Consider the following 15727-nt stretch of genomic DNA (forward strand, 5'->3'; position numbering starts at 1 on the left):
GCGGAGCCGAACGAATCGCATGCTCCAATCGCCGTGGCGACCAGACAACACGAGGAAGCTTGTGCCGGGCTTGCACGACGCGCCGGACAAAAAAATAGGGCCACGCTGGGGGAGCGTGGCCCTGCGGCCGGCGATGCCGGCCGCCAGTTTAAGCCGCGCCGCTCAGCGGAACAGCGACAGCAGGTTCTGGGTCGAGGAGTTGGCGATCGAGAGCGACTGGATGCCGATCTGCTGCTGGGTCTGCAGCGCCTTCAGCTTGGTCGATTCCGATTCCATGTCCGAGTCGACCAAGGCGCCGATCGACGAGGTGTTGGTCTCGATCAGGGTCTGGGCGAAGTCCTGCTGGGACTTCAGACGGGTCGAGGTCGAGCCGAGGGTGGTCGCACCCGCGGTGAGCTGCTGGATCGTCGCGTCGACGACCTTCAGATAGGCTTGGACCTTCGCCAGGTCAGTGGCGCTGTTGGTCAGCTTCGAGATGTCCATCGTCCCGATCGAGAAGTCGTCAGCAGGGGCCGCGGTGCCGGGAGCCGTGTACGAACCAGGGGTAGTACCCGCAGGAGGCGTATATGTACCAGCGGCGAAGCTATAGGTCGTGTCGAGGAAGCCGCCCTTATGGGCGGCCGCGTCGGTGCTCACAGCGACCGTGAAACCGATCGCGAACTGACCCTGATCAGTCGTCGGGTTCGCCACCGTGGCGGCGGTTGCAACTTTAGCAGTCCCCGAGACGGCAGCAGTCGCCGCTGTGCTGGCGTTATACAGCATGAAGCCGGTCGTATCGACCTGCGTCGAGTTGACCGAAACCGTGCTGCTGCCACCCGCCGTGGTGCGGGAAAACGACGCCATCACGAGCTTCGTGGTGTTCGGATCCGTCGTGGTGTTGGTGCTCAGCCAATTCGCGCCGTTCATCACGGTCGCATCGGCGGTCGTCTTGATCGTCGACAGGGTCGACGAGATTTCCTGCTGGAGCTTCGCACGGTCGGCCGAGGTCGAGGTGGCCGTGGTCAGCTTGTCCTTCAGGGTGTTGAGGTTCGAGAGGACGGAGGTGAGACCGCTCGAGGCCGCATCGACGGTGTTCTTGTCGAGGCCGATCGCATCCTTCACGGCCCCGAGGGCACCGTTGTCGGAATCGAGGGTGGTGGAGATCGACCAATAGGCCGCGCCGTCGGCCGCCGAATTGATGCGCTTGCCGGTCGACACCCGGGTGTTGGTGGTGTCGAGCTGCGAGTTGATCGTGCGCAGGGTGGCGAGCGCGATCGTGGCGGAGTTGTTGGTGTTCAGGCTGGTCATCGTCGTATGTCCCTTGAATGACTTCATAACGCGGGGACATGCCGGGTCGCTTCCGGCACGACAGGGCGGCTTCATGCCTTTGGAGCGTTTGGCCGCCCACCATCGCCCTCCCGGGGCCCCTCGATGGACGCGATCCAACCTGTCGTCGGCAGGACTACGCGACTCGAAGCTTGTGCGAAGCTTGCGTCTGGCTTGCGCTTTTCGCGGCAGGAGCGCAGGCGTTGGCCGCACGATTTCAGGTTGCAATCAGGAGCGCGGCGCGGCACCTGGCGCGCAATGCGACGGGTTTTAGAGAGGGACTATCTCGGAATGGAGACGATGGGTCCGCCGTCGCCCGCGGCGGGGGATGCGCACGCCCTCTCCGCCGTCCTCCCGGGCTCGACCTGGGAACCCAGGGGCCGCGAACGCCGTGCCGGCCGCCCTGGAACCCGCCACAAAAGCGGGGATGACGACGGATCATTGAGGGACTGCCGACGGCGACTTGCGGGCGCGGACGATTGCGAAGCCGAAGCGCGGTCGTAGGGGTAGCCGTGCGCACCTCGGGTGGCGGGCGACAGGCAGCTCCCAAAAAGAAAGGCCACGCTCCGGGGGGAGCGTGGCCCAAGGCACCGCGGGGAGGGGGAGGGGGGAGCGGTGCCGTTTGAGGTGGTCGCAGAACCGATTAGCGGAACAGCGACAGCAGGTTGGAGGTCGTGGAGTTGGCGATCGAGAGCGACTGAACGCCGATCTGCTGCTGGGTCTGCAGCGCCTTCAGGCGGCTCGATTCCTGCTCCATGTCCGCATCGACCAGGTTACCGATCGAGCTGGTGTTGGTATCCATCAGGCTCTGGGCGAAGTTCTGCTGCGAGGTGAGACGCGAAGACGTCGCACCCAGTGTGGTCGCGCCAGCGGTGAGCTGCTGGATCGTCGCATCCACCACCTTCACGTAGGCCTGGATCTTGTTGAGATCCTTGTAGCTGTTCGACAGCTTGGAGATATCCATCTTGGAGATGGAGAAATCGTCAGCAGCCGCAGCCGTGCCGGCCGTGTAGGTATCCGCCGGGTCGTCCGAGGTGCCGGCAATGGTGTCGGTACCCGTGCCGCCGTCGGCGAAGGTGTTGAACGCAACCGAGTAGACGGTGTCCAGGAAGCCGCCCTGGGCACCCGTAGCGGTGCTGATCGCCACCGTGAAGCCGGCGCCGCGGGCGTCGGTCAGCGTGGCGTCGGTCGAGTCGGCCTGGGTGGCCGCGGTCGCAACCGCCGCAGTACCAGTCACCGTGGAGCCCACGGTGGTCGCAGCAGCCTTCTTGTCGTAGAGCATGATAGCGCCGGTATCGAGATAGCTGGCGCTAACGTTGACGGTGCTCGTGCCGGTGCTGCTCGTCGAACGCGAGAACGACGAAACCAGCGCCTTGGTCGAGTTGTAGTTGGTGGCGCTCGAGTCGACCGAGAGCCAGTTCGTGCCGTTCATGACGGTGTTGTCAGACACCGACTTGATCCCGTCCAGCGTGGACGAGATTTCCTGCTGAAGCTTGCCGCGGTCGGCCGAAGTCGACATCGCGGTGGTGAGCTTGTTCTTCAGCGTGTTGAGCGAATCCAGCACGGTCTTGAGACCGCCGGCAGCAGCGTCGACGGTGTTCTTGTCGAGGCCGATCGCATCCTTCACGGAGCCCAGCGCGCCGTTGTCGGAGGTCAGCGTGGTCGAGATCGACCAATAGGCGGCGCCGTCTGAGGCCGAGTTGATGCGCTTGCCGGTCGACACGCGGGTGTTGACGGTGTCGAGCTGCGAGTTGATCGACCGCAGGGTCGAAAGGGCAACCGTGGCGGAGTTGTTGGTAATAAGGCTCGTCATTTTCGTATGTCCCTGGACACTCGATTTTCGGGGACATGCCGGATCGTTCCCGGCACGACAGCACGGCTTCATGCCTTTGGCGAAGAAGGGGTTTTTGAACCGCTGACCCCTCGCCCGCTCAATCTGTCGTTGGAGTGGTTATAGCCCGCGGAGCCTTTCCGAACCTGTCGCCAAAAATGGAACTTCTATCGCACTAAAATTATGATTATAAATGATAAAATCAGTTCGCCGGCGAATTTTGGGAGTCAATGAAGGTTGCCGGCTTCCTCAATCCCTCCTTCGGCACCTCGCGGACCGTGCTCGCGCTCGCCCGCCAAGCGGGGATCGAGCCCTCATCTCGAGACGCCGCCGCGCTCGCCGCCGTTCCGTCTTTGCTCCGCCACGGCCGCGTGCGAGCGTACCGTCACCGATTCCTGCCGGTCCTCGACGCCGGCGGATCTGGGCCGCCGTGAAAAGCCGTCGAGACCGTCCAGGAGCCCCGCCATGCACGCCGAAATCGTCGGCACCACCCTGCCCGTCCTCGAAATCCGGCTCGACCCGGGCGACGACCTCGTCGCCGAGCCGGCCCAGCTCTCCTGGATGCGCGGTCCGGTCCGCCTCAACACCAAGATGATGACGGCCGGGGCCGGTGGGATTCTCGGGGTGTTCGGCCGCGCGCTCGCCGGCGGCGGGCTGTTTATGACGGAATTCACGGTCGAAGGCGGACCGGGCGAGGTTGCCTTCGCCGCGCGGGTCCCGGGCACGATCCACGCCGTCGGCGTCGAGCCGGGTCACGGCATGCTGATCCACCGCAACGGCTTCCTCTGCGCCACCGGCGGCGTCGAACTCGGCATCGGCTTTCAGCAATCGCTCGGCGCCGGCATCTTCGGCGGTAACGGCTTCGTCCTGCAGCGGCTCACCGGCCGCTGCACCGCCTGGGTCGAACTTGGCGGCGAGACGGTGGTGAAGGATCTCGCCCCCGGCGAGCAGATCTTCGTCCATCCCGGCCATGTCGGCATGTTCGAGGAGCGCGTCGGCTTCGAGATCACCACCGTGCCGGGGGTGCGCAACATGCTGTTCGGCGGCGACGGCCTCTTCCTCGCCGTGCTGACCGGCCCCGGCCGCGTCTGGCTGCAGACCTTGACGCTGCCGGGCCTCGCCCACGCGCTCGCGCCCTATTTTCCCCAGCCTCCGCGCTGAGGGTGCGGCGCCTCGGCGATCACTCGCGTCTGGTCCTCAAGCTCCCGGCCCCGGCGGCGTCGCCGAGCCGCCGCAACCGTTGGCGGCGCGAAGGGCCGTCGAGGAATGCGAGTCGAGGGGGCCGTGCAGGAAGACCCAGGTGGGGGCGGCGCGGAACGGCAGCGTCGCGGCGTCCCGCTCGGCAAGGCGCGCGTCGGCGTAGGTGCGCGCGGCCGGCGAGGCGAGCGCGGCCAACCCGAAGCGCGGCCGGTCCACCACCGCGATCGGCACCAGGCGCGCGATGTCGCGCCAGCGCTGCCAGCGATCGAACGTCGCCAGGCTGTCGGCGCCCATGATCCAGACGAACCGGGTGTGCGGGCGCTGGGTGACGAGGAAGCGTAGAGTCTCGTAGGTGTAGCGGAAGCCGTGGGCGGCCTCGAAGCCGGTCACCTTCATCCGCGGCTCGGCGGCGAGCCGGCGCACCGCGGCGAGCCGTTCGGGCAAGGGCGCCGTGCCGCCCTCGGGCTTCAGGGGATTGCCCGGCGTCACCAGCCACCAGACGCAATCGAGACGGAGCCGCACCAGAGCGGTACGCGCGACATGGAGATGGCCGCGGTGAGGAGGATTGAACGATCCGCCATAGAGCCCGACGATCCGCCCCGGCGGTGCCGGCGGCAGGGCCAGATCGGCGGCGGTGAGCGACGCCTCGGTCACGGCCGGGTCTGACCCTCGCCGCGCACCACGTACTTGAAGCTCGTGAGCTGCTCGACGCCGACCGGTCCGCGCGCGTGCATGCGGCCGGTCGCGATGCCGATCTCCGCGCCCATGCCGAACTCGCCGCCGTCGGCGAACTGGGTCGAGGCATTGTGCAGCACGATGGCGGAATCGACCTCGCGGAAGAACCGGGCCGCCGCGGCCTCGTCCGCCGTCACGATGCAATCGGTGTGGTGCGAGCCGTAGGTCTCGATGTGGGCGATCGCCGCGTCGAGGCCGTCGACGAGCGCGACCGAAATCACCGCGTCGAGATATTCGGTCGACCAATCCTCCTCCGTCGCCGCCTCCGCGGCGGGATAGAGGGCGCGGACACCGGCATCGCCCTTGAGGCGGCAGCCGGCCGCGGCGAGCGCGTCGAGCAGCGGCACGAGATGGGTCTCGGCAACGGCGCGATCGACCAGCAGCGTCTCGGCGGCGCCGCAGATGCCGGTGCGGCGCATCTTGGCGTTGACCACGATCGCCTTCGCCATGGCGAGGTCGGCGGCGCGATCGACATAGACGTGGCAGATGCCTTCGAGGTGGGCGAAGACGGGAACCCGCGCCTCCTCCTGCACCCGCGCGACGAGGCTCTTGCCGCCCCGCGGCACGATCACGTCGATATTGCCGTCGAGGCCGGCGAGCATGAGACCGACCGCCGCGCGGTCGGCGACGGGCACGAGCTGGATCGCATCGGGGGTGAGCCCGGCCGCCACGAGGCCGCGCACCAGGCAGGCATGGATCGCCCGCGAGGTCGCGAGCGCATCCGAGCCGCCACGCAGGATCGCCGCGTTGCCGGCCCGCAGGCAGAGCGCCCCGGCATCGGCGGTGACGTTCGGACGGCTCTCGTAGATCACGCCGACGACCCCGAGCGGGGTGCGGACGCGCTCGATGGCGAGCCCGTTCGGCCGCGTCCAGGCCGCGGTGACCACCCCGACGGGATCCTCGAGGCCGGCCACCACATCGAGAGCGGCGGCGATCGCCTCGATCCGGCCATCGTCGAGCCGGCCGCGATCGATGAAGGACGGCAGTTGGTTCGCCGCTTCCATGGCGGCGACGTCGCCGGCATTGGCGGCGAGGATGTCGGCGCGGCCCTTGCGGATCTCGGCCGCCATCGCATGGAGCGCGGCGGTCTTAGCGGCGGGATCGGCGAGGGCGAGCGAACGGGCGGCGGCGCGGGCGCGGCGGCCGATGTCGGCCATCAGCGCGACGACGTCGGTCGCCGTCTCGTCGCCGGCGCCGAGCTGGGGCTTCGTCAGCATGATTCCTGTTCCGTTTCGGCCGCCACCGGCACGCGCCGCGCGCGGGCCGCGAGCGCCGTCTCGTTGAGGGCCATATCGTCACGATGGATCATCTCGGCGCGCCCGGCAAAGCCGAGGATCGTCTCGATCTCCCGGCTGTTGCGCCGCATGATGCGCGAGGCGTGGTCGTGGTCGTAGGCGACGAGGCCGCGACCCAGTTCTCGGCCCTCGGAATCGAGGATGCGCACCGCGTCGCCCCGGGTGAAGGTGCCCTCGATGGCGATCACGCCGGCCGGCAGCAGGCTGCGGCCGGCGGCGAGCGCATCGGCCGCGCCGGCATCGAGCGTCACTGCGCCGCGCGGATCGAGCGAACCCGCGATCCAGGTCTTGCGGGCGAGCGTCGGCGTCTCGTGGGCGAGGAACCAGGTCGAGCGGACACCGGAATCGACCGCGGCAAGCGGATGATCCCGCTTGCCGGACGCGATCACCATGGCGGTGCCGGCCGCCACCGCGATCTTCGCCGCATCGACCTTGGTGCGCATGCCGCCACGGGAGAGCTCGGACGCGGCCCCGCCGGCCATCGCCTCGATCTCGGGCGTGATGCGCTCGACGACCGGCAGATGCCGCGCCGCCGGGTCCTGCGCCGGGGGCGCCGTATAGAGCCCGTCGATGTCGGAGAGGAGGACGAGGGTGTCGGCGCTCGCCATCGTCGCGACGCGGGCGGCGAGCCGGTCGTTGTCGCCGTAGCGGATCTCGCTCGTCGCCACCGTGTCGTTCTCGTTGATGACGGGCACGGCGTTGAGCTTGATGAGGGTCCCGAGCGTCGAGCGGGCGTTGAGATAGCGCCGCCGCTCCTCGGTGTCGCCGAGGGTGAGCAAAACCTGCGCCGCCGCGAGGCCGCGGGCGCCGAGCGCCTCCGACCAGGCGCGGGCGAGCGCGATCTGGCCGACGGCGGCGGCGGCCTGGGCCTGTTCGAGCTTCAGCTTGCCGCGGGGCAGGCCGAGCACGCCGCGGCCGAGCGCGATGGCGCCCGACGAGACGACGATGACCTCGGTGCCGCCGGCGACGAGGCCGGCGATGTCGGCGGCGAGGCTCGCGAGCCAGTCCGCCTTGACGCGACCGGTCGCACCTTCGACGAGGAGCGCCGAGCCGACCTTGACGACGAGACGCCGCGCCTCGGCGAGCCGGCGCACCGCCGGCCCCACGGACTCGAGCGTGCTCACGGCCGCCACTCCTCGCCCGGTGTCGACGGCACCACGTTCGGGTCCTGGCCGCGATCGGCGTCGATCACCCGGAGAAGCGCTCGCAAGGCGCGCTCGACGCCTTCCCGGCTCGCCGAGGACAGCGCGAGCGGCGTCCGCCCGGCGGCCTTGCCGAGGGCGGCGAGCTTCTCGGCGCGCTCGGTCTCGTCGAGCGCGTCGATCTTGGAGAGCGCGACGATCTCCGGCTTCTCGTCGAGACCGGCGCCATAGGCTTCGAGCTCGCCGCGGATCACCCGGTAGGCGGCGGCGACATCGGGCTCGGTGCCGTCGACGAGATGCAACAGCACCCGGCAGCGCTCGACATGGCCGAGGAAGCGGTCGCCGAGGCCGACGCCTTCATGGGCCCCCTCTATCAGCCCCGGAATGTCGGCCAGCACGAATTCGCGCGCATCGACCCGCACCACGCCGAGATTGGGATGAAGCGTGGTGAAGGGATAATCGGCGATCTTCGGCTTCGCCGCGGTGACGCTCGCGAGGAAGGTCGACTTGCCGGCATTGGGCAGTCCGACGAGCCCCGCCTCGGCGATCAGCTTCAGCCGCAGCCAGATCCACTTCTCCTCGCCTTCGAGGCCCGGATTGGCCCGCCGCGGCGCCTGGTTGGTGGACGACTTGAAATGGGCGTTGCCGAAGCCGCCGTTGCCGCCGCGGGCGAGGCAGACGCGCTCGCCGATCCGCGTCAGGTCGGCGATCAGGGTCTCGCCGTCCTCCTCCAGGATCTCGGTGCCGGCCGGCACCTTGAGCACGACATCGCCGCCCTTCGGGCCGGAGCGGTTGCGCCCCATGCCGTGGGTGCCGGTCTGCGCCTTGAAGTGCTGCTGGTAGCGATAATCGATGAGGGTGTTGAGGCCGTCGACGCACTCGACCCAGACGTCGCCGCCCCGGCCGCCGTCGCCGCCGTCCGGTCCGCCGAACTCGATGAACTTCTCGCGGCGAAACGAGACGGCACCGGCGCCACCGTCGCCGGAGCGAATGTAAACTTTGGCCTGATCAAGAAATTTCATGACGCGCCGTGCTCGCGGAAGCGTTGCCGCGTAAGGATCGTGTCGATATGCGCAACGGCGACGCCGCGCGCAAGGCAGAACAATTCGGAACGGCCCACGATCTTGAAGCCGAGCTTCGATTGCACCCGCAACGAGGCGGGATTGTCCACGAACGCGCCCGCGAACAGGCGGTTGAGGCCGAGCGGCCCGAACGCATGGCCGAGCACCGCGCGCACCGCCTCGGTGGCGAAGCCGTGCCCCCAGGCGGAGCGGGTGATCCACCAGCCGATGGTCGGGCGGGTGTCGATGTCGCTGAGCTCGACGCCGCCGACGAGCGCGCGGCCGTCGAAGGCGAGGAACGAGGCGTCGGTCCCGGCCGCGATGTCGTCCTGCGCGGCGGCGACGTAGCCGACCGCGTGGCGCCGCTCGTAAGGCCACGGCGCCGAGCCGAGCATCTTGAGAATCTCGAAGTCGCCGAGCGCGGCATGGATCGCGGCGACATCCCCCGCATGGGGCGGGCGCAGCCGCAGACGCTCGCTCACGAGAGCGAGATTGTGCCGATTGAGGCGGCGCTCGCCCGGCGTGCCCCCCCCGACGGCCTCACCATTCGAACCGCGACCACCCGCCGCCCCGCCCCGGCTCATCGCCCCTCCTCCGCGCGGCGCTCGAAATAACGATCGCGCGTCATCAGGGTGTCGATGTGGGACAGCGTCTTCGCACGAGCGAGGCAGAAGACCTCGGAGCGGCCGACCACCTCGAAGCCGAGCTTTTCCTGCACCCGGAGCGAGGCGGGATTGTCGAAGAACACGCCCGAGCGCACCGCCTTGAGCTTCATCGTCCGGAACGCATGGTCGAGCACCGCCCGGCCGGCCTCGGTCGCATAGCCGCGGCCCCAGCGGTCGGGCGACAGCCAATAGCCGAGCACCGGCGCGGGGGCGAACAGCGAGACCGGCGAGAAGGCGAGCCCGAACCCACCGGCGATGCCGGCCTCGTCGACCAGGAAGAAGTGCAGCGCGCGGCGGCCGTCCATCTCGGCCTGCGCCTGCTCCACATAGCGCACGGCCTCGGCCCGGCCGTAAGGCCACGGCACCTGGGCGAGCATGCGCACCACTTCCCAATGGCCGACCGAGGCAGCCGCGCCATCCTCGTCGCCGGCCCGCGGCGCACGAAGCAGAAGGCGATCGGTGGTGAGCGTGACGTCGCGCCAGGACGCCGAGCGCCGCAACAGGCTCATCGCGTTCGCGCCGCCTCCGCCGCACCCCAGGCCTTGATCGAGCACCAGATCGAGCGGTCGAGCCGGTAGCGATCGACCGCCGTCATGCCGCCGAGCGCCACGAACCGGGCGAGGCCGGTGCCGGCCCACTGGAACCCGCATTTCTCGATGACGCGACGGGAGGGATTGTTGGTGACACGGCACGCCGCATGGGCGACGCGGATGTCGGGATTGCGGAAGATATGGTCGAGCAGGCGCTGCGCCGCCTCGGTTGCGAGGCCGCACCCCCAAAAGGGCTCGCCGATCCAATAGCCGATCTCCACGCCCGGCCCTCCGTCCTCCGCAGGCTTGTAGCCGACCCCGCCGACCAGCGGGGTATCCGGTGCGCGCAGCCGCAGGAGGAATTCTCCGGCCCGCTCCCGCGGGCTCGCCGCCCGGGCGATCCAGGCGTCCGCGTCGGCCCGCGTATAGGGATTGGGCATCGAAGCGAGATTGGCCGCAACCTTGATGTTGTCCGCAAGCCGCGCCAGCTCGGCCGCATCGGCCGGGCGCGGGGTGTGGAACATCAGGCGACGGCTCTTCAGACTTTCGTCTTCGTCTTCAAGGTCGCAATCGGACTCGAACATGGGACAGCTCCGGTCGGAAAACGCACGAGGGGAGGCGGTTTCCCGTCTCCCCTCGGCTCAATCCGCCCCTCGCGCCGGGTCTGACGGGACCGGCGCTTGGGTATGTCCCATTTGCCGGGTTATTCCGCGGCTTCCGCCGTCATCGGGTTGACCGACACGTACGTGCGGCCATTGGCGGACGCGCGGAACGCGACGACGCCCTCGGTCACGGCGAAGATCGTGTGATCGACGCCGATGCCGACGCCCGTGCCGGGGTGCCACTTCGTCCCGCGCTGACGCAGGATGATGTTGCCCGGGATGACCTTCTCGCCGCCGAACTTCTTGACGCCGAGACGGCGACCGGCCGAGTCGCGGCCGTTGCGCGACGAGCCGCCTGCCTTTTTGTGAGCCATGGCGCTCTCCTTATCCCTTCACCCGCACGGACGCCCTCAGGCGCCGGCGGAAATGTCCGTGATGCGAACGACCGTCAGGTGCTGACGGTGGCCGTTCTTGCGGCGGGAGTTCTTCCGGCGCCGCTTCTTGAAGATGATTACCTTGTTGGCGCGGGTCTGCTCGACCACTTCGCCGGCCACCGTCGCGCCCGCCACGAACGGCGCGCCAACCTTCGGCGCGGCCTCGCCGCCGACGAGGAGAACCTCGGAGAAGGTCACGGCCTGACCGGCCTCGCCTTCGAGCTTCTCGACCTCGATCTCGTCCCCGGGGCAACGCGGTACTGCTTGCCGCCCGTCTTGATCACTGCGAACATCGCAAAACTAGCCTTCGGTCTTCGTCCGCCGCCCATTTCGGACGTTACGGATCTTGTGGTCGCGCCCTTCGGCGCCGCACGGTTCGATCGCCGCGAGACGAAAGATCTCGCGAAAGGTCGGCCGGCGGGCTTAAAACGGAACGGGATGCCGGGGGAGCCCGATGGGCCCCGACCGTCGGCATCCTCCAGAGCCTCGGGCAGCGCGTTCGGCGGATCACTCCGCCATTTGGAACGCGCGGACTATAAGGACGGGTCGTTTTCTGTCAATCGCGGCCGACCCGAAAAAGAGGCCGTCGCGCATATTTTCGCCCTCGAAGGCGCAATTGGCGCGCCCAGCGGCGTTGACAGCCTGCGGGACGCTCTTTTAAGAAGGCGCCTCGTTTTCCCGTGGCCGCGGACGCGCGCGTCCACCACCGCGCAAGATCCAGATCGCGCCAGTCGCGCAAGATTCAAGTCCGAGGTTGAGACCCATGAAGATCAAGAATTCGCTGAAGTCGCTGCTCGGCCGTCACCGCGAGAACCGCCTGGTGCGCCGCAAGGGCCGCGTTTACATCATCAACAAGAAGGCCCCGCGCTACAAGGCGCGCCAGGGCTGAGGCCTTCAAGGCCGAGGCTCGTCGCGGTCCGGAGGCTTCCGGATCGCCACGGAAGGCCGACGAGATCGAACGGTGCGGCGCGCGAGTGCCGCGCCGTTTTTGCGTTGCGCCAGGCTGCCGTCCCCTTTCGCCGGATGCAGAAAGTCGGCGATCGCGCTTTGACGCGGCGCAAGGCAGGCGCAATATAAGCCGCATGTTCGGTCCGTGCCCTCGAATCGTCGCGTCGCTGTCCGTCACCGTGCTCGCCCTCGGGCTCGGCGCGGGCGTGAGCCTCGCCGATACGGGCGCCGTGCCCTCGGCCGACCCGCCGACCCTCGGGGCGCCCGAGCCGAAGATGCCGGCCCCGCCCGCCCCGCCCTGCCGGGCGTGCGGCCGCCGGCGAAAAGCGGCATCCCGCTCAAGCCCGCCGATCCCCGCGAGGCGAAGCGCGCGCTCGACGACCTCTACGACCGTCTCGCCAAAGCCCCCGACGACCGTACAGCGACCCAGATCGCGCTCCGGATCGAGCGGCGCTGGATGCAGTCCGGCAGCCCGACTGTCGATCTCCTGATGGTGCGGGCGATGGCGGCGATGGCGAACGACGAGATGCCGGTCGCGCTCGACCTGCTCGACGCCGTGGTGACGCTGAAGCCCGATTATGCCCAAGGGTGGAGCCTTCGGGCGACGGCGGAGTTTCAATCGGACCAGACCGGGGCGGCCGTCGCCGATCTCCAGCGTGCCCTCGCCCTCGATCCGCGCAATTGGAACACCCTCGTCGGGATCGCCACGGTGATGAGCGACCTCGACAAGAAGAAAGAAGCGCTCGCCGCGTACGATGCGGCGCTCAAGATTTATCCGCGGCTCGAGATGGCCAAGAAGGCCCGCGACGAGCTCGCGCCCGACGTTGAAGGCAAAGACCTCTGACCGACATCCTCCCCGCCGATCTGGCCGACGGCGCCTCCGCGAATGCGGAGGGCGACGGCTTCTGGTCGGCCTTCACCGGGTTCGGCACCGCCCTCGCCTTCGGGTCGATGGGGCTGTCGCTGACGACCTCCTGGCTGCGCAGCCGGATCGAGGACGATTATCCGCCGCTCGGCCGCTTCGTCGCCGTGGACGGCGTCCGGCTGCACGTTCTCGACGTGCCGGCGAAGACGGTGGACGCGCCCGTCCTCTTGATTCTTCACGGCGCCGCCTGCTCGCTGCGCGACCCCTATGCCGCGTTCGCGCCGGCCCTCGACGGCCGCATGCGGATGATCTTCGTCGACCGTCCGGGCCACGGCTACAGCGGGCATGAGGAGATCGTGCTGTCCGGCCCCGCCGCCCAGGCGCGGCTCGCCGCCGGCGTCCTCGAAGCGCTCGGGATCGCGCGGGCGATCGTCGTCGGCCATTCGTTCGGCGGTGCGGTCGCCGCGGCCTTCGCCGTGCACCATCCGGAGCGCACGGCGGGCCTCGTGATGATCGCGCCGGCGACCCATCCCTGGCCCGGTGGCATCGCGTGGTCCTACGACCTCGTCTCGATGCCGGTGGTCGGCTCGCTGCTCTCCCACACCATCGTGACGCCGCTCGGGCTGACGATGATCGAGAAGTCGCTCCAGGAGGTGTTCGCGCCCGAGCCGGTGCCGCGCGGCTTCGCCGAGCGCGCTGGCGTGCCGCTGACGATCCGCCCGGCGGCCTTCCGCGCGACCTCGCTGGAGGTCTCGGCGCTCAAGGAGCATCTGGCCGAACTCGCGCCGCTCTATCGCACGATCGCGGCGCCCACGGTGGTGGTGACGGGGGATGCGGACGGCGTGGTGCCGACTGCGGTGCACGCGGCCCGCTTCGCGGCGGCCGTGAAGGGCGCCCGGCACATCGAGCTCCCCGGCGCCGGGCACATGCCCCACCACACCCGCACGGCGGACGTGGTTGCCGCGATCGAGGCTGTCGTGGCGCGCGCCGCAAACCCGGCCAAGCCGCGCCGGGGCAGCCGGCAGGCGTAAAGCGCACGGCCACGCGGGCGGAGAAATCCGCGCCGCGCCCCTTCAAGAATGGAAATTCGAGAGCACAGCCCGACGGCGTCCGCCGGGCCGTGGCGTCTCAGTGCGCCGTGCCGCCCTCGCCGACGAAGGCGAGCTGGAGCAGGTTGGTCGAGCCGGGGCTGCCGAACGGAATGCCGGCGATGATGACGATGCGCTGGCCCGGATAGACGAAGTCCTCATCGAGCGCGCTGCGGCACGCCTTCTCGGTCATGTCGTTCGGGTCCTTGGCGTCCTCGCCGACCACCGTGTGCAGGCCGTAGACCAGCGACAGGCGCCGCGCGGTCGCGAGCACCGGGCTCAGCGCGATGAGCGGCGCACGCGGCCGCTCGCGGGCGGCCCGCAGCGCCGTCGCGCCCGAGAAGGTGTAGCAGACGATGGCCGACAGGTTGAGAGTGTCGGCGATCTGCCGCGCCGCGGCGCAGATCGCGTCGGCGCCCGTCGATTGCGGCTCGGAGCGCTGGGCATGCAGGATGCCCGGATAATATTGGTCGCGCTCCACCTGCTCGGCGATCCGGTTCATGGTCGCCACCGCCTCGACGGGGAAGGCGCCCGCCGCCGATTCGGCCGACAGCATGATCGCGTCGGCGCCTTCGAACACCGCGGTCGCGACGTCCGAGACCTCGGCGCGGGTCGGCACCGGCGAATTGATCATCGATTCGAGCATCTGGGTCGCGACGATCACCGGCTTGCCGGCGACGCGGGCGGCCCGGGTGATGCGCTTCTGGAGGCCCGGCACCTGCTCGAGCGGCATCTCCACGCCGAGATCGCCGCGCGCCACCATCAGCGCGTCGGACATCTCGATGATCTCTTCGAGGCGATCGATCGCCTGGGGCTTCTCGAGCTTGGAGAGCACGCCGGCACGGCCACGCACGATCTTGCGCGCTTCCGCCACGTCGTCGGGACGCTGCACGAAGGAAAGCGCGACCCAATCGACCTCGGCCGCCAGAGCCGCATCGAGATCGCGGCGATCCTTGTCGGTCATCGCGCCGATCGGGATCGTCGTGTCGGGAACGCTGACGCCCTTGCGGTTCGACAGCTTGCCGCCGACCTCGACCCGCGTCACCGCGCGGCCGGGCTCGACGTGCTCGACGACGAGACGCAGCTTGCCGTCGTCGAGCAGCAGCCGGTGGCCGGGCTCGAGGGCGTTGAGGATTTCCGGATGGGGCAGGTAGACGCGCTCGGTATTGCCCTCGGTCGGGTCGGCATCGACCACGAAGCGGGCGCCGTTGGCGAGCTGCACCGCGCCGTCGGCGAAGGTGCCGACGCGCAGCTTCGGCCCCTGGAGGTCGGCGAGGATCGCGATCGGCCGGCCGTGCTCGGCCTCGACGGACCGGATGATGCCGACGAGCCGATTCAGGAGCTCGTGGTTGGTGTGGCTCATATTGATGCGGAACGCATCGGCACCGGCTTGGAACAGGGCCGAAATGGTGTCCCGATCGGAGGAGGCGGGGCCGAGGGTCGCCAGAATCTTGATCCGACGGTTGCGTCTCATGGTCCGTGGGCTCCGGGGGCTGGGGAGGCGGAAGTGGGACGTTCAGTCAATTGGATGGTCCAGTTGCGCTGCTCGCCGGTGTCGACCTCGAAGAAGCCGGTGCGCTCGTAGCCGCGCGCCACGCAATCCTCGATGCCCTTAATGGTGAACTGCTTTTCTCGCGTGCACATGAACGCCTTGCCGCCCCACTCGCCGCCGCTGACATTATCCACAGCGTACACGTAGTAGTAGCGGGCGTTGAGCGCACCGGGGGAAACCACTTCGCAGGTGTTCGGCTGGATGTTCCACCAGCCTTCGGTGGTCCAGGCGCCGGAACTCTTGTAGCCGACGGCGGCCCCGATGGCGTTCGCCGTGCGATTGCAGATCCTCAGATCCGCGAGCGCCGGCGCCGTCGTGGCGATGCCGATGGCCAGGGCGAGGGAAAGCACGCGGCTGCGCGGGACGATTCGACGGCGGAAAGATGCTCCACGCTCGCCGCTGTCGTCCGAAATCATCGCGTTACTCGGTTCGAAGACGTGCTCGGGCGGGTACATGCGCGCTTCGGTTCGGTTT

16 protein-coding genes and 1 pseudogene are annotated in these 15727 nt (G+C 69.0%); 4 read left to right on the forward strand and 13 right to left on the reverse strand.

What is annotated here, in order from left to right; genetic code table 11:
- Window positions 1-162: 162 nt before the first annotated feature.
- The gene (locus F0357_RS08920; RefSeq protein ID WP_153480005.1) at window positions 163-1287 is read right to left on the reverse strand and encodes a flagellin N-terminal helical domain-containing protein; all 1125 of its coding nucleotides are present in this window, start codon (window positions 1285-1287) and stop codon (window positions 163-165) included.
- 661 nt (window positions 1288-1948) lie between these two features.
- Complete coding sequence (locus tag F0357_RS08925; protein WP_153480006.1) at window positions 1949-3118, reverse strand: flagellin N-terminal helical domain-containing protein; 1170 nt, start codon at window positions 3116-3118, stop codon at window positions 1949-1951.
- Window positions 3119-3601: 483 nt separating this feature from the next.
- On the opposite strand from F0357_RS08925, the gene F0357_RS08930 reads away from it, so the two are divergent.
- Window positions 3602-4297, forward strand: a complete 696-nt coding sequence (locus tag F0357_RS08930) for an AIM24 family protein (RefSeq protein WP_153480007.1) — start codon at window positions 3602-3604, stop codon at window positions 4295-4297.
- 36 nt (window positions 4298-4333) lie between these two features.
- On the opposite strand, the gene F0357_RS08935 is transcribed toward F0357_RS08930, so the two are convergent.
- The 9 genes and pseudogenes from F0357_RS08935 to rplU form a co-directional block, all read right to left on the reverse strand.
- Entirely contained in the window at window positions 4334-4990 is a 657-nt protein-coding gene (locus F0357_RS08935; RefSeq protein WP_312861518.1) for a nicotinate-nucleotide adenylyltransferase, read from the reverse strand.
- Window positions 4987-6288, reverse strand: a complete 1302-nt coding sequence (locus tag F0357_RS08940) for a glutamate-5-semialdehyde dehydrogenase (protein ID WP_153480008.1) — start codon at window positions 6286-6288, stop codon at window positions 4987-4989. The genes F0357_RS08935 and F0357_RS08940 overlap by 4 nt, the downstream gene beginning before the upstream one ends.
- Window positions 6282-7490, reverse strand: a complete 1209-nt coding sequence (gene proB, locus F0357_RS08945; RefSeq protein WP_312861519.1) for a glutamate 5-kinase — start codon at window positions 7488-7490, stop codon at window positions 6282-6284. Before proB ends, F0357_RS08940 begins: the two co-directional genes overlap by 7 nt.
- On the reverse strand, window positions 7487-8530 hold the full coding sequence (obgE, locus tag F0357_RS08950; protein ID WP_153480009.1) for a GTPase ObgE: 1044 nt from the start codon (window positions 8528-8530) through the stop codon (window positions 7487-7489). Before obgE ends, proB begins: the two co-directional genes overlap by 4 nt.
- The gene (locus tag F0357_RS08955) at window positions 8527-9153 is read right to left on the reverse strand and encodes a GNAT family N-acetyltransferase (protein WP_153480010.1); all 627 of its coding nucleotides are present in this window, start codon (window positions 9151-9153) and stop codon (window positions 8527-8529) included. Before F0357_RS08955 ends, obgE begins: the two co-directional genes overlap by 4 nt.
- Window positions 9150-9743 carry a GNAT family N-acetyltransferase gene (locus F0357_RS08960; RefSeq protein ID WP_208948267.1) on the reverse strand — a complete coding sequence of 198 codons (594 nt, stop codon included), beginning with the start codon at window positions 9741-9743 and terminating at the stop codon, window positions 9150-9152. Before F0357_RS08960 ends, F0357_RS08955 begins: the two co-directional genes overlap by 4 nt.
- The gene (locus F0357_RS08965; protein WP_153480012.1) at window positions 9740-10348 is read right to left on the reverse strand and encodes a GNAT family N-acetyltransferase; all 609 of its coding nucleotides are present in this window, start codon (window positions 10346-10348) and stop codon (window positions 9740-9742) included. The genes F0357_RS08960 and F0357_RS08965 overlap by 4 nt, the downstream gene beginning before the upstream one ends.
- 119 nt (window positions 10349-10467) lie before the next feature.
- On the reverse strand, window positions 10468-10740 hold the full coding sequence (gene rpmA, locus F0357_RS08970) for a 50S ribosomal protein L27 (protein ID WP_153480013.1): 273 nt from the start codon (window positions 10738-10740) through the stop codon (window positions 10468-10470).
- A gap of 36 nt (window positions 10741-10776) precedes the next feature.
- Window positions 10777-11093 (reverse strand): annotated as a pseudogene (gene rplU / locus F0357_RS08975) (50S ribosomal protein L21).
- A 470-nt stretch (window positions 11094-11563) separates the two neighbouring features.
- Between rplU and ykgO the strand changes: the two are divergent.
- From ykgO to F0357_RS08990, 3 genes are all read left to right on the forward strand, one after another.
- Window positions 11564-11689 carry a type B 50S ribosomal protein L36 gene (gene ykgO, locus F0357_RS08980; protein WP_153480014.1) on the forward strand — a complete coding sequence of 42 codons (126 nt, stop codon included), beginning with the start codon at window positions 11564-11566 and terminating at the stop codon, window positions 11687-11689.
- Between the two features lie 366 nt (window positions 11690-12055).
- Window positions 12056-12592: a tetratricopeptide repeat protein gene (locus F0357_RS08985; RefSeq protein WP_153480015.1), complete on the forward strand. Its 537-nt coding sequence runs from the start codon at window positions 12056-12058 to the stop codon at window positions 12590-12592.
- Window positions 12593-12699: 107 nt separating this feature from the next.
- Window positions 12700-13644, forward strand: coding sequence for an alpha/beta fold hydrolase (locus tag F0357_RS08990; protein WP_153480016.1), 945 nt, complete (start codon window positions 12700-12702; stop codon window positions 13642-13644).
- Window positions 13645-13741: 97 nt separating this feature from the next.
- Here F0357_RS08990 and pyk read toward each other — a convergent pair whose 3' ends face one another.
- Window positions 13742-15175 carry a pyruvate kinase gene (pyk, locus tag F0357_RS08995; protein ID WP_153480017.1) on the reverse strand — a complete coding sequence of 478 codons (1434 nt, stop codon included), beginning with the start codon at window positions 15173-15175 and terminating at the stop codon, window positions 13742-13744.
- Complete coding sequence (locus F0357_RS09000; RefSeq protein WP_246161413.1) at window positions 15172-15708, reverse strand: DUF1036 domain-containing protein; 537 nt, start codon at window positions 15706-15708, stop codon at window positions 15172-15174. Before F0357_RS09000 ends, pyk begins: the two co-directional genes overlap by 4 nt.
- Window positions 15709-15727: the final 19 nt, after the last annotated feature.

Source organism: Segnochrobactrum spirostomi, assembly GCF_009600605.1.
GTDB lineage: Bacteria > Pseudomonadota > Alphaproteobacteria > Rhizobiales > Segnochrobactraceae > Segnochrobactrum > Segnochrobactrum spirostomi.

Coding starts and splice junctions, on each gene's coding strand:
- obgE (WP_153480009.1), bottom strand. CDS start 8,530: ATGAAATTTCTTGATCAGGCCAAAGTTTACATTCGCTCCGGCGACGGT.
- F0357_RS08940 (WP_153480008.1), bottom strand. CDS start 6,288: ATGCTGACGAAGCCCCAGCTCGGCGCCGGCGACGAGACGGCGACCGAC.
- F0357_RS08920 (WP_153480005.1), bottom strand. CDS start 1,287: ATGACCAGCCTGAACACCAACAACTCCGCCACGATCGCGCTCGCCACC.
- F0357_RS08960 (WP_208948267.1), bottom strand. CDS start 9,743: ATGAGCCTGTTGCGGCGCTCGGCGTCCTGGCGCGACGTCACGCTCACC.
- F0357_RS08925 (WP_153480006.1), bottom strand. CDS start 3,118: ATGACGAGCCTTATTACCAACAACTCCGCCACGGTTGCCCTTTCGACC.
- F0357_RS08990 (WP_153480016.1), top strand. CDS start 12,700: ATGGGGCTGTCGCTGACGACCTCCTGGCTGCGCAGCCGGATCGAGGAC.
- F0357_RS08930 (WP_153480007.1), top strand. CDS start 3,602: ATGCACGCCGAAATCGTCGGCACCACCCTGCCCGTCCTCGAAATCCGG.
- F0357_RS08955 (WP_153480010.1), bottom strand. CDS start 9,153: ATGAGCCGGGGCGGGGCGGCGGGTGGTCGCGGTTCGAATGGTGAGGCC.
- rpmA (WP_153480013.1), bottom strand. CDS start 10,740: ATGGCTCACAAAAAGGCAGGCGGCTCGTCGCGCAACGGCCGCGACTCG.
- F0357_RS09000 (WP_246161413.1), bottom strand. CDS start 15,708: ATGTACCCGCCCGAGCACGTCTTCGAACCGAGTAACGCGATGATTTCG.
- ykgO (WP_153480014.1), top strand. CDS start 11,564: ATGAAGATCAAGAATTCGCTGAAGTCGCTGCTCGGCCGTCACCGCGAG.
- F0357_RS08965 (WP_153480012.1), bottom strand. CDS start 10,348: ATGTTCGAGTCCGATTGCGACCTTGAAGACGAAGACGAAAGTCTGAAG.
- pyk (WP_153480017.1), bottom strand. CDS start 15,175: ATGAGACGCAACCGTCGGATCAAGATTCTGGCGACCCTCGGCCCCGCC.